We start from the raw sequence: 13647 nt of genomic DNA on the forward strand, positions 1-13647 counted from the left end.
CAGATAAACCGAGCCACCTCTGTTGCCGCCGTTTCCGGTGGCCCGCGTGGCTGGCGCCAGCGTTCGAACACCTCGATGACGATCATGCGCCCACCGCAGCAGGGGCACGGGGGCCGGAAGTCGATCGACGCATCGGCTGCGTCGTGATCAGGCGGCTGGACAGCGTTCAGGAGATCGCGGGCACGTGCGATGCTGACCTTCCGGGAACTTCCGGCGAGCAGACCATAGTGCCGGATGCGGTGGAAGCCCTTTGGCAGGACATGAAGCAGAAAGCGGCGAATGAACTCGGAGGTGGCAAGCGTCATGATCTGCTGCCGGTCGCAGCCCTTCCGGCGGTAGTCCTTGTAGCGGAAGGTGACGCTGTCCTTGTCGAACGAGATCAGACGACTGTTTGAGATGGCCAGGCCTCAAGGCTGAATGCAGGACGGGTGCGCGGCGTGATCTGGCGGATCGCCATCGGATGCATCGCCGAGTTGAAACAGGTCTCCTGCCGGAAATGAGCATCTCGAGCGGGATTGGAGCACGTGCAGAACGGAGGCACCGGGTTTGCCGGAGACCGTTTTGCGGTACTGAACCTAGCCCGGTAGACCGTTGAATTTCTGGATGTCGTCCAAACGCGCGTCCCACTCCGCTCGGCTTGCAAAGCAGATATGTGCACTCGGCCGGATCTCAATCGCGCTATCAAGGCTCCCGGCTGGAACGACGACCAAAGTCCTCTCCAGCTGGACGCTTGGAAGTGCTGATCCGCATTTGTTGCAGAAGCTTTTTTCGTGCCGGGTCCCAGGCACCTTGTAGGTCTGGACGCTTTCAAGGCCGGAAACCCATGATAATCTTGCTGTCGACGAAAACAGATTGGCCGAATGGGCCGACCCTGTGTCCTTTCGACAGCGCTTGCAGTGACACAGGAAGAAATTCTCAAGGTCGCCCGAGATTTCAAATCTGACGTCACCACACAAACAGGAGCCGACTGTGATTGAGGTCATAATGAAACACCCATGTTCATACTCATTCGTTTGAAGCGCAGCAGCAGTAACCTGCCGGATTGATATAGCCCGACCCATTTGTCCCCGATGCCTGCGATATCTCGCAATCCTCAACGCAGCGATAAAGCTGTGGCGTCAAATGACCGATACGAAACCGTCTATGGCCTCCGAACCTTCGCGTCAAAACCCCTGATCAGGGGATTCCAATCATTGGGTTGCTGACCAATAAGCGCCGACGGAGCTTTACTTCGTAAGCAAGTCGGCACGGTTTCCCGATTGTCGAAGCCGCTTCGAGAGCATGGCTCCAGAAGATGATTTCAGGGGAACAACCATGCGGCAAGGCCAAAAGACGACGACAGTTTGCACATCGGTGCGCCTCCACAAGCGCCCAATGAAAGCGGCCACACGTGCGCTCCAATCTGCTCCAAAATTGGCATTGCTGGCTTCCACCGCCCTTCTCGCGCTTTCCGGACCAACACTCGCCGGCCTGTGGATCAATACTGATGTTACCGTTGATGGCATCGATGGCGGGCCATACGGGACAGCTATTTCAGAACCTGATTTTGTTTCAGTGGGGGTGAAGGACCCAGCCTCGCTCACGATTTCCAGAGGGGGCACCGTAACCGCTCCCATCGCCAATATCGGCACCAATGAATACGGCACGGCAACGATTACCGACGCCAGCTCGCTTTGGCATGACTTCGTTATTTCACGCGTGGGCTGGAACGCCGAAGGCGTGCTGACCATCACGAACAGCGGCGCGATGAGCGGAAAGGACATGGTGCTCGGCGCAAACGATATTGCGCAGGGGACAGTAAATCTGTCCGGTTCCGGCTCCAAACTGTCGCTCACCGGTGAATTGACCGTGGGTAGCGAAGGCACTGGTATTCTGAACCTGTCAGGCGGTGGAACGGTTGAAGCCGTGAGCGGCGTCATCGGTGCAGCGGCTGGCGGTTCGGGCAAGGCCATTGTTTCCGGCGCGGGCACGACGTGGACCAGCACCGGTGGCGTGCTGGCGATCGGCGATCGCGGGGACGGCGTTCTGACATTGGCTGATAGCGCAACCGTCATCGCGAGCGATCGCGTTGACATCGCCAGCGAAAGCGGTTCCTCCGGCACGCTCAATATCGGGGCCGCGGCGGGCAAGACAGCCACGACAGCCGGCGCGCTTCAGACCGGCGCGATCGTCTTCGGCGCGGGTGATGGCAGCATCGTCTTCAACCACACCGACAGCGCTTATGCCTTTGCGCCGGATATCAGCGGCACGGGGGGCGTCGAAGTTTATTCCGGCACCACCATTTTGACCGGCACCAACACCTATACCGGCGGCACACGGATCGAGGGCGGCACCCTTCGGGCCGGCGCACCGTTCGGCTTTGCGAACAACACGGCCTACACGGTCAATGGCGGTATGCTCGATCTCAATAGTCATGATCTCACCATGTCCACGCTTTCGGGAACCGGCGGCACGATCGGTCTGGGAACAGGCAAGCTTACGATCATCCAGGATACCGATACGACGTTCGCCGGCAGCTTCACCGGCTCCGGCACGCTGACGCTTGAAGGGGCCGGTCGCCTCGAACTGACGGGAGCGACCAGCGCCTACAGCGGCGATGTCCGCATTGCCACCGGCACGCTCGCCATCAACAACGCATTTTCGAGCGGATCCGGCTTCATCGGAACCGTCGCAGGCGAGGATGGACGCGTCGATGTCACTGGTTCGGCAGCCTTGTGGACACTGGATGGTGATCTGAATGTCGGACGCACCGGTTCCGGCGCGCTCGTGATCAGCGATGGAGGCGGCGTCAACGCGTCGGGCAAGGTTGCTGTCGGAAGTGCATCGCTTTCCTTGCCCAAGGGCAGCATCACGGTTACCGGAGACGGATCGCGTCTTTCAACCGAGGCCGGCGGGGCGCTGACCATCGGGTCGATCGCGGGCAGCAGGCTTGCGGTCGAAAATGGCGGCTCCGTTACCAGTGGAACGGCGACGCTCGGGCAGTCCGCATGGACGAGAGGCACGGCCACGGTCTGCGGGACCGGTTCGCTCTGGACCACGGGTTCGATGAGAATTGGCAGCGCGGGCGCCACCGGGGTTCTGACGGTTGCCGATGGCGGCACGCTTCGCGCCAACGACACGTTTTCGATCGGGTCAAACGGAACGTTGAATATCGGTGCGGCGGCAGGTGATACGGCTGTCGCGGCTGGCAATGTCGACACAGCGCTGATCGATTTCGGCACGGGCAGCGGCAAGATCGTCTTCAACCATACCGACACGGACTACACGTTCTTCGCCGATCTCAAGGGCGCGGGCGGCATCGAAGCCTATTCCGGCACGACCACGCTGTTCGGCAACAACATCTATACCGGAGAAACCACGGTCGAGGGCGGCGTTCTGCGGGCTGGCTCGCTGCTCGCCTTCGCGCAAGGCGGGGCCTACACGGTCAATGGCGGCGTGCTCGATCTCAACGACAATGATCTGATGATGCATGGGCTTTCGGGAACTGGCGGCACAGTCGACCTCGGAACAGCCAGGCTGTCGGTCAGCCAGAATGCCGATACGGTGTTTGCCGGCAGCTTCGCCGGTTCCGGCACGCTGGCGTTCTTCGGACCCGCCCGGCTTCGGCTGACAGGGGCGACCAGCGCCTATGGCGGCGAGGTGCGCGTCGGCTCCGGCACGCTTGAGATCAACAATGCATTTGCAAGCGGTTCCGGCTTCATCGGAACCGTCGCCGGCGAGGATGGCCGCGTCGAAGTCAACGGCCCGGCGGCTTTGTGGACGCTGAACGGCGACCTTAATGTCGGTCGCCTCGGGGCCGGCGCGCTTGTGATCAGCGGCGGCGGCGGCGTCAACGCCTCGGGCAAGATTGCCGTCGGCAGCGCATCGCTGTCATTGCCCACCGGCAGCATCACGGTTACCGGAAATGGGTCGCGGCTTTCCGCCGGGACTGGCCGATCACTGGTCATCGGGTCGATTCCGGGCAGCACGCTTGCGGTCGAAAATGGCGGCTCCGTTACCAGCGGAACGGCGACCCTCGGACAGTCCGCATGGACGAGAGGCACGGCGACGGTCAGCGGAACCGGCTCGCTCTGGACGACAGGTTCGATGAAAGTCGGAAGTGCAGGCGCCACCGGTGTGCTGACGGTTGCCGATGGCGGCACGGTTCGCGCCACGGACGCGTTCACCATCGGGACACAGGGAAGGCTGAACATTGGCGCCGCAGCAGGCGAGATGGCTGTCTCCGCGGGCGTAGTCGATACGTCACTGATCGACTTCGGCACGCGCAGCGGCAAGATCGTCTTCAACCATACCAACCCGGACTACACCTTTGCGCCTGATATCACCGGGACTGGCAGCGTCGAGGTCTATTCCGGCACGACCATACTGACGGGCAAAAGCAGCTATACCGGCGGCACGGATGTGTTCGGCGGCAAGCTGGTGGTCAATGGCGTTACCGGCGCGGTCAATGTCGCCTCCGTCGCCATGCTTGCCGGCTCCGGAACGGTCGGGGATACGGTGGTTTCCGGCATGGTCGCGCCGGGCAATTCCATCGGGACAATGCATGTCGCCGGCGATCTTGGCCTTGGCGCCGGTTCGGTCTACCAGGTCGAGGTCAATGACGCGGGCACGGAAGCCGGTATCAACAATGACCTGCTCAAGGTCGCGGGCGCGGCAACGATAGACCCGGGCGCCGATCTCGTCGTCCTGGCGGATCGGTCCGGCGATACCGGCTCCGGCTATGATCCAATCAATGTCTATACCGTGGTGACGGCCGAAGGCGGCGTCTCCGGCGGTTTCGGCAGCGTGACCGACAATTTTGCCTTTCTCGACTCCTATATCGGTTATGACGCCACGAACGTCTATCTGGCGCTCCAGCGAAACGATGTCGATTTCGTCGACGAAGCCAGAACGCCCAACCAGAAGGCAACGGCAGCAGGCCTTGACAGCCTCTCGCCCGACACGGCGCTCTATCGGACGATCCTCGGGCTCTACGAAAATGAGGCGCCGGAAATATTCGATGCGCTGTCCGGCGAAATCCATGCCTCTGCCAATACCGTTTTGCGCGACGAGCCGAGGCAGGTCGAAAGGGCAATTCTCTCGCGCATCGATGCCGCCTCTGACGGGGCTGAGGGCGCTGCGCCAAACGGCGAAGCTCTGGCGACCAACCCGGTATCGGTCTGGTTCGATGCTCTGGGCGGGCGCGGGCGCTATCAGGGCGATGGCAATGCCCATACCGTGGACACCTCCGGCGGCGGAGCCCTGTTCGGCGGCGATGCCCGTGTCGGTCAGGACTGGCTGTTCGGCCTTGCCGCAGGCTACATGAATGCTTCGATTGACGAGAAGGGGTTCGCGGCCTCAGCGGATACCGACAGCTACTATGTGGGCGGGTATGGCAGCACGCAGACAGGTCCGTTCAGCTTCAGCTTCGGCGGCTCCTACGGCCATCACGCAATCTCCACCAAGCGGACCGTGTCCTTTGTCGGGCTGAGCGAACAGCTGAGCGCCGACTATGATGCTCGCACGCTGCAGGCCTTTGCCGAAACCGGCTGGCGGTTCGGAGACGAGGCCGGATATCTGCAGCCGTTCGCGGCGGCATCCTATGTCAACCTGAAGACCGACGGGTTTTCCGAGACCGGTGGCATGGCGGCGCTCCACGCGGCGTCGCAAACTCAGGATCTGTGGACCACGACGCTTGGTCTTCGCGCCAGCCGCGATATCATGCTCGGCGAAACGGCGGTGCGCCTTTTCGGACACGCCGGCTGGCAGCATGCCTATGGCGATCTGAATGGAACCTCGATGATGGCTTTCAACGGCGGCAGTGAATTCGGGATATCCGGTGTTCCGACGGCCCGGGATGCAGCCCTGATCGGAGTCGGCCTGTCCTTCGACCTTTCCAACGAAGCCAGCCTGTCCCTTGGCTATGACGGGCAGCTTGCCGAAGGGGTGCAGGATCACAATTTCAGCATGCGTTTCGACCTTCGCTTCTAGATCGTTAGCGCTGTATCGGCAGGACATTCACATTCGCGCGCAACATCAACAAAGGGGTTCCTGAAATGACAGCATCCGTCTCATGCGATCTTCTGAAACGAAGAAGCCTGCCGCTCCTGGCGCTGCTTCTGCTGACCTTTGGCGGTATCAAAACCGCCGTCGCTGCAGATGCGTGCGTTCAGGGTGTCGACCGCGTCCTGTCGATGCCGGCTGCACAGGCGGCAAGCTCGAAGCGTCTTTCTGAAGCGCTTGCGTCAAGGCTCGACGCCGCCGTGACAAAGGCGCTGCACCAGACTGCAGCGCCCGGCGCGATTGTCGGCGTGCGCACGCCCGAAGGCTCATGGGTTGAGGGTTTTGGCATCTCTGATCCGCAGAGCGGCGCGCAGATGGCGCCGGGCATGCACACCCGCATCGGCTCGGTCACAAAGACCTTCACGGGAACCGTTATTCTGCAACTCGCTGAAGACGGCCTTCTTTCGCTGGACGACACGATTGGCGCCTATGTCTCGGGCATTCCGAACGGCGATGAAATCACGCTGCGACAGCTGGCAAACATGACGAGCGGTGTGGCCAGCTACACCGCCTCGGAGCGGTTTGTGGACTTGTACCTTGAAGACCCGAACATGTTTTTCTCACCGGAGGATCTGGTAGCCTACGCTGTCGAGAACTCTCCGCTGTTCGAACCCGGTTCTGAATATGACTACTCCAACACCAACACGATCCTGCTTGGAATGGTGATAGAGAAGGTCACCGGTCAACCGGTCGAGACAGCCTTGAGAACAATGATCTTCGAACCGCTCGGTCTGGAAAACACGAGCTGGCCAGGCAGGCAGACCGCAATCCCCGCACCTTACGCGCAAGGCATCACGCTGCAGGGCTATGCGGCGACCGCCGAAGCCCCGCTGAACGCGACAAACTGGAACCCTGCATCGCTCTGGACCGCTGGCGAGATCATTTCCGATGTCTATGATCTGCTCACCTATGGAAGGGCTCTGGCGACCGGTCACGGCCTTCTTGACGCAAAATCGCAGGAACAGCGGCTGCGCTCTTTCCAGGGGCCCGCAGACTACGGCTTGGCGCTGCGTTGCACCGACGGCTGGGTCGGACATACCGGTGAACTGCCGGGATACACCACCGTCGTCTATTACAATACCCAAACCGACACGACTGTGGCCATACAAACCAACAGCGACATCCCTTCGGGCGATTGCGGCGACGCCGAGGTTCTGCCCTCCAATCCGCTCGGCATAGCGTGCTCCTTGCCCGCCATGCGCATTTTCAATGCCTTAGCGCATCTTCTTGGCGGCACGGCGGCCCCGTGAAGCGATTGCAATCCCATCAGCGAGCACTTCAGCGAACGTGATTTGATTGGTCTTCGGCGTCCCGGCGATCGGTGACCTTGCTGCGGGCTTTGCATCAGCATTGGCATCGCGTTCACACGCCCGACCTTCATGGCGGCCCTCTCCGTGTTGGAAGACAGTGTATTCCACTTTCAGCGTGACGGCCCGCCCGTTGGTCTGCTTGTTCTCAGCGTGGCGCCAAACTTTCGAGCGATTCAGATCCTCCTTGGCCACACCGAGCTCGCGAACACAGTCAGGTATTCGGCGTCGACAGTGAGCATGCACTGAAACTGGCCGAGCGGACTGAAAGCGGCGTTGAGCACTGTGAGGAAGCGCCGGGATGCGGATCTGCCACATGCAGACCCGGCATCATTTAAGCTCGTTGACTTGGCAACGTTTGCCTCTTCCGATCGCGTGCCATCGACATCCCTTGCACCGCATATCAGCGCATCAGGCTCGGAAGGCCTGTCGACAGGATCGGGAATGCCGTTACGAGGATCAGTACCACGACCGGCGGGATGAGCCAGGGTAGGATTGCGCGGGCCAGCCGCTGGAACGGTATTTTGCCGACCTGGGCGACGATGAATAGCGCCATGCCCATGGGCGGGGTCAAGATCGAGATCATGAGATTGAGGACAATGATGATGCCAAAATGTACCGGGTCGATACCGTAGCCAAGCGCGATCGGCACCAGGATCGGCACGACGATCAACAGGATCACCAGGCTCTCGATGAAAGCGCCGAGAACGAAAATCATCAGGTTGACCGCGATCAGAAAACTGATCGGATCATTGGTAAGCTTCAGAAACAAGTTCGTAATCTGTTGAGGCGCCTGTTCCCGGGCCAGAACGAAACCGAGCAGGCTGACACCGGCGATGATCGTGGCGATCGAGGCCGAGGTTGCCATGGTTTCATAGAGCGCGTTCCATAGGCGCTTGAAAGTCAGCTCGCGGTAGAACAGCAGATCGATGAGAATCGCGTAGATGACGGTGACTGCGGCCGCCTCCGTCGGTGAAAAGTAGCCCGAGAAGATGCCGCCGATGATCACCAAAGGCGTCAGCAGCGCTGGCAGAGAGCCGAAGAACAACGAGACGACCTCGGACGGGCCGCGCCGAGTTTCGACCGGATAGTTCCGTTTCCGCGCAATGAAATAGACCATCACCATCAGCGAGAAGGCGCACAAAAGGCCGGGAACGACGCCGCCCAGGAAGAGCGCGCCGATCGAGGTGTTTGCGGCAACACCATAGAGCACCATGGTGATCGACGGCGGCACCAGCGGACCGATCATCGATGAAGCGGCCGTGACGGCGCCGGCGAAATCGTCGTCATAGCCTGCGTCGCGCATCGCCTCGATTTCCATCTTTCCAAGCCCGCCCGCATCGGCCATGGCCGACCCGGACATTCCTGAAAAGAACAGCGATGCCAAGACGTTGACGTGGCCGAGCCCGCCGGTGATGTGGCCGACCAGCGCCCGCGCAAAACCGAATAGCTTTGACGATATCCCCGCCGAATTGAGGATCGCGGCGGCGAGCAGAAAAAGCGGAACGGCAAGTAGCGGAAAGCTGTTCAGTCCGTCCACCATGCGCAATACGGCAAAGCTCAATCCCATGCCGGACACGTAGAAATAGCCCATCGAGACCAGGATCATGGCGACCCCGATCGGCACGCCGACGAGTACGAGGAGAAGCCAGGCGCCACCAACCATCGCGAGGATCATGATGCCAGCCCTTCTTCGTCTCGACGGAAAAGCCCGATCAGGCGGAAGGTCACGCGCCAGGCGACGAGGACAAGACCGATGAGGGCGGCGAGATACAATGCACCGTCGGGCAATGGCAGCGTCACGCTCTCATTGCGCCAGGTTCTAAGAACGGTGAAATAACCGATCCGGACGAGGTTCAGCACGACGCCGAGATAGGCCAGATCGATGAGCGTGAACAGGATCTTGCGCCCGCGCGTACCGAGCATCGAGCCGAACAGGTCCATGCGGAGCTGGCTATTGGTGCGCTCTGCCTCGGCGATTCCGATAAAGGCCATCCAGACCCAAAGCCACCGTGCCAGTTCCTCGGTCCAGATAGGCCCGTTGAATAATGGCGTTCGCCCAAGAATCTGGATCAAAAGCACGACTATAAGACCGCAAAAGATCAAGGTCGCGGCGATGCCTTCCGGGCTGTAGATGCTCCGTGGCTTCATAATTGCTCCTCCGCACTGGAATAAGGGAGCGGCCGGCTTGCACCGGCCGCGCCAGATCCTATTCGCCACGCACTTCTGCGATAGCACCCTTGCCGAACTCAACTTCGAGCTCATCATAATAGGGTTGCATGGCGGCACGGAACGGCGTCAGGTCGGGCTCGGTGATGGTCAGTCCGAGATCCTTGAACTTGGCCACAAGACTTGCCTCGGAGGAAAAGGTCAGTTCGTCGTTGACCTCGCCGCCGGCCTTGGCAGCCTCGACGATCCAGCCCTGTTCCTGCTCGTTGAGGCTGTCCCATGTGTCGAGGGACACCTGAATCGCCTGGGATGCAATAAAGTGGTTGGTAATTGCGATGGCGCTCTGCACCTCGTAGAACTTCATCGCCTCGATCGTGGGCAGCGGGTTCTCTTCGGCATCAACCTGATTGGTTTGCAGGGCAAGATAGACCTCGGCGAAGGCCACCGGCGCCGGTGTTGCGCCGACAGCCTTGGCATACGCGATGAGGAACGGCACGTTCGGTGTGCGCATCCTCAGGCCCTTGAGGTCATCAATGGTGTTGATTGGCCGGTTGGCGGTGGTCTGACGCGTGCCGTAATACCAAAGATCGACGACTTTTACGCCTTCCTCCTCGAACCTGGCTTCCATCTTCTGGCCCCACGGGCCGTTGACGATCCTTTCGAGTTCCGGGAAATCGCTTACGACATAAGGCGCGCCGATAAGCTTGAGTTCGGGAATAACATAGGACATGTCCGGATAGCCGGTCGTGACCAGGTCGAGTTCGCCGGCCTGAAGCATGGCGACCATCGCCTTAAAGTCACCAAGCTGGGACGCCGGAAACAGCTTGACGGTCAAGTCACCACCCGAAACCTCTGCCAGTTTTTCCTGGAACGCCACCATACCCTTGTAAAGGTTGGAGTTCTCGTTGTCTTGGGATCCCATCGACAGTTCGCGGGCTTCGGCGGTGCCCACCATCACGGCCATGACCGCGGCAGCGGCGAGCAATCTATTCAGTTTCATGTCTTCCTCCTTTTGGTATTTTTATGACTCGGTTCGTTCGGTCGATCCTTCGCCGGCGGCTAAGCGCCGGAAAAAAAGCCGCGATCGGTAGGAGCGACGCATGTGGTGCTCCATGATGTCGGTGGCGCGAACGACGTCGGCATCGATCATCGCCTGGAAGATCGCCTGGTGTTCCCCGAAGACCAGGCGATCATGAGCTTTCTGATCCGGATCCGGCGGGCGACGGGCGAGCAGTTCCGAAACGAACAGATCGTGCAGCGTCAGGATGATGGGGTTGTCGACCACCGAAACCAGCGCGCGATGGAAGGCGATATCGGTACCAGGAAAGGCTGGCGTACCGATCGCGGCCTCATTGGCCTCAACGGCTGCATGGATCCTTCTGATTTGGGCACTGTCTGCCCTGATAGTCGCCTCGCGAACGGCGCCTATCTCGATAAAACCGCGGGTCTGTTCGAGATGGGCGATACTTTCGGCGTCACCAAGGATTTCGCGAATAACGCCACCAGCACCACGCAGGACATCGCTGAGCGAGGGGGAAGCAGCGCGCGGTCGGCGCCCACCGCCACCGCTGAGATAGCCGCGCAGCTGCATCATGGCCAAAGCTTCGCGCACTGTCGGGCGCGAGGCATCGAAGCGGACGCAGAGGTCACGCTCCGTGGGTAGCGGATCACCGACGGCGATCTCGCCACGAATGATCTCGCCGATCAGGGCATCAGCAATCGCCTGCGCTGCCTGGCGCGGCGTTCCATCGTCATCCTGAAGCGCTGAAAACACCAAATTTCCCTCCGCTCCTGTATCTCTGTCTAACTGAAAAATCATTTTGGTAAGTCCATTTTACGATTCAGTATGAAATAAAATATTTCTTGTCAAACCAAAATGACTCTGGCACACAAAAGCCATGCATGGATCCCGGTTTGGTAAGACCGGGCGGATCTCTAGACGTAATGGACCTCGAAATGACGAAATGGCTTGGCGGCATGTATGCTGCTCTTCTGACGGCGATGGACAAGGACGGCGGGTTTTCGCCAGAGCGCCAACGTGCACTAGATGCCTATGTGCTCGGACAGGGGCTGAACGGCCTCTATGTCGCCGGCAGCAGCGGCGAGTCCGGACTGCTGGAAAGTGCGGCCCTAAGCGACCAGCTCGGCATCGTCGCCGAAGACGCCAGAGGCCATAACGCAACCCTGATCGCCCATGTCGGCCTACCCTCGCTCGCCCATTCGATCGCGCTGGCAAGACGAGCGGAGTCGCTGGGCTATCATGCCCTTTCGGCGCTGCCGCCGCATTCATATCCGTTCTCCGATGACGAGATATTCGCCTATTATGAGGCGCTGTCTGAGGCGACTGCGCTGCCCCTCATCGTTTACGAGATCCCGGTTCGAACCGGCCGCCCGCTTCCGTTCGACCTCCTTGTTCGCATCCTTGACCTCAGGGGCGTCGCCGGTCTGAAATTCTCCTCGATGGATCTTTTCAAGTTCGCGTCGCTGCGCCGCGCCCGACCTGAATCTGTCTTTTATTTCGGCTTCGACGAGGTTTATGCAGCAGCGGCCACGCTTGGGTCCGACGGCGGCATCGGCACCACCTACAACCTGCTCGGCCGGCTCTATGTCGAGATCGCGAATGCTATCGAACGTTCCGACATCGCGCGGGCCCGTGAACTCCAGGGACTCTCACAGCAATTCGTTGAGATTCTCGCCGAGGTCGGCGTCATGCCCGGGGTCAAGGCCGCGTTCCGCCTGCACGGAATCGACATCGGCCCATCGCGTGCGCCCATGGCCCTGCACGGTCGGGATCCGGAAGCGCGCATCGCTGCATTCCTGAAACGGCCGGAGGTGGCCAAATGGCTGGGCTAACCACATCAGAGCAAATCCGTGGCGTCTGGGCCACCGTCATGCTGGATGTCGGCGCAGACGGAGCGCCTTGCCTCGCATCAATTGACGCGCAGGTGGAAGCCTTAGCCGCTGCGGGCGTCGACGGCATCTACTGCAATGGCACGACGACGGAATTCCACTGCCAGAGCGAGGATCAGTTCGTTTCCGTGGCGAGTGCCACTGCAGTTTCCGCGCGGCGGGTTGGGCTGCCATTTCAAATCGGTGCATCACACCCGATGCCGCAGGGCACCCTTCTGCGTCTTGCAACCGCACGCGCTCTCGCGCCGTTGGCCATCCAGGTCACCTTGCCGGACTGGACGCCGATGCGTGGGGAAGAGGTGCTGCGCTTCCTTAAGGGGTGTGCCAGCGCCGCTGAGGACGTTGCGCTGGTGCTCTACAATCCGCCGCACGCCAAAACGGTGCTTTCGCCCGATACGCTCGCCATGCTGACCCAGGAGGTACCGCAGCTAGCTGGCCTGAAATGCGCTGGCGGTGACGAAAACTGGTATCACGCCATGGCGCCGGTTCTGAAGAGAATTTCGGTGTTCATTCCCGGGCATTTCTACGCCAGCGGCACACAGAGGGGCGCGCACGGCTCTTATTCGAACATGGCCTGCCTCAATCCCGCAGCTGCCGTTGCGTGGGCGCGCCAATGCTCCAACGACCCGGAGGGCGCAATGGACCTCGAAAAGCGCATTGCCGCCTTCATGAGCGAGGCCATCAGACCTCTGCTGGCAAGGGGCTATTTCGGCAATGCAGTCGACAAGGCAATGGCCGTCGCCGGCGGCTGGACGCGGATAGGTGCCGGCATGATGTGGCCCTTCGACGGCGTACCGACCGCAGACATTGTGCGTATTCGCAGCGCAGCCACAAGACTTCTGCCTGAATTCGTCTAGCCGCTTTCAGCTTCGTCAAGATTTTTTCCGTCCGCAATGGACCGCTTGATACGTGGCCTCCCCTGACGGGCGCCGGCTATCGTCTTTTGGAATACCAGAAGCCGCCAGTCCGTTGTCGGCCCCATTTCGGCCGATCTCGGTCGATACTCAATCTCGCACGGTACCATCGATATGCACAACTCGATCAGTATTGGATCGCTGCAGATCAGGAGAGAGAAACGTGAGCGACTTCCGTCCTATCGTTGATAATTGCGAGATCCACGACCGCGTCAAATACCTCCCCAATGCCCATGAAGCCACGCCCATTCGATCTCAGAATTCCGCCTTGCCCGGTAATGATAGAGGTGGCTCGGTTTATCTGC

At 60.4% G+C, this 13647-nt stretch carries 10 protein-coding genes and 1 pseudogene; 4 read left to right on the plus strand and 7 right to left on the minus strand.

The features are described 5' to 3' along the window. A pseudogene (locus tag B4E36_RS07665) lies at window positions 1-404 on the minus strand (transposase); the annotation flags it as partial. A gap of 171 nt (window positions 405-575) precedes the next feature. After that, a complete protein-coding gene (locus B4E36_RS07670) occupies window positions 576-1061 on the minus strand; it encodes a GFA family protein (protein WP_345900197.1) in 486 nt (161 codons plus the stop codon). A 499-nt stretch (window positions 1062-1560) separates the two neighbouring features. Here B4E36_RS07670 and B4E36_RS07675 point away from each other — a divergent pair, with 499 nt between their 5' ends. Continuing rightward, window positions 1561-5970 (plus strand): autotransporter domain-containing protein, encoded by a 4410-nt coding sequence (locus tag B4E36_RS07675; RefSeq protein ID WP_292052123.1) that lies wholly within the window; start codon window positions 1561-1563, stop codon window positions 5968-5970. Between the two features lie 65 nt (window positions 5971-6035). Further along, window positions 6036-7292, plus strand: coding sequence for a serine hydrolase domain-containing protein (locus B4E36_RS07680; RefSeq protein ID WP_345900198.1), 1257 nt, complete (start codon window positions 6036-6038; stop codon window positions 7290-7292). Here the strand turns inward: B4E36_RS07680 and B4E36_RS07685 are convergent. The 5 genes from B4E36_RS07685 to B4E36_RS07705 form a co-directional block, all read right to left on the minus strand. Continuing rightward, window positions 7257-7544, minus strand: a complete 288-nt coding sequence (locus tag B4E36_RS07685; protein WP_292052126.1) for a hypothetical protein — start codon at window positions 7542-7544, stop codon at window positions 7257-7259. The genes B4E36_RS07680 and B4E36_RS07685 overlap by 36 nt on opposite strands. Before the next feature lie 208 nt (window positions 7545-7752). Next, on the minus strand, window positions 7753-9027 hold the full coding sequence (locus B4E36_RS07690; RefSeq protein WP_292052129.1) for a TRAP transporter large permease: 1275 nt from the start codon (window positions 9025-9027) through the stop codon (window positions 7753-7755). Next, the gene (locus B4E36_RS07695) at window positions 9024-9569 is read right to left on the minus strand and encodes a TRAP transporter small permease (protein WP_345900199.1); all 546 of its coding nucleotides are present in this window, start codon (window positions 9567-9569) and stop codon (window positions 9024-9026) included. The genes B4E36_RS07690 and B4E36_RS07695 overlap by 4 nt, the downstream gene beginning before the upstream one ends. Beyond that, on the minus strand, window positions 9559-10518 hold the full coding sequence (locus B4E36_RS07700) for a sialic acid TRAP transporter substrate-binding protein SiaP (protein WP_292052133.1): 960 nt from the start codon (window positions 10516-10518) through the stop codon (window positions 9559-9561). The genes B4E36_RS07695 and B4E36_RS07700 overlap by 11 nt, the downstream gene beginning before the upstream one ends. A 21-nt stretch (window positions 10519-10539) precedes the next feature. Continuing rightward, window positions 10540-11292, minus strand: coding sequence for an FCD domain-containing protein (locus B4E36_RS07705; RefSeq protein WP_292052135.1), 753 nt, complete (start codon window positions 11290-11292; stop codon window positions 10540-10542). Between the two features lie 170 nt (window positions 11293-11462). On the opposite strand from B4E36_RS07705, the gene B4E36_RS07710 reads away from it, so the two are divergent. Together B4E36_RS07710 and B4E36_RS07715 are read left to right on the plus strand one after the other, a co-directional pair. Then, window positions 11463-12371, plus strand: a complete 909-nt coding sequence (locus B4E36_RS07710; protein ID WP_292052137.1) for a dihydrodipicolinate synthase family protein — start codon at window positions 11463-11465, stop codon at window positions 12369-12371. After that, the gene (locus tag B4E36_RS07715; RefSeq protein WP_292052139.1) at window positions 12359-13285 is read left to right on the plus strand and encodes a dihydrodipicolinate synthase family protein; all 927 of its coding nucleotides are present in this window, start codon (window positions 12359-12361) and stop codon (window positions 13283-13285) included. Before B4E36_RS07710 ends, B4E36_RS07715 begins: the two co-directional genes overlap by 13 nt. Window positions 13286-13647: the final 362 nt, after the last annotated feature.

The organism is Martelella sp. UBA3392, assembly GCF_002358775.1.
GTDB classification, from domain to species: Bacteria; Pseudomonadota; Alphaproteobacteria; order Rhizobiales; family Rhizobiaceae; genus Martelella; species Martelella mediterranea.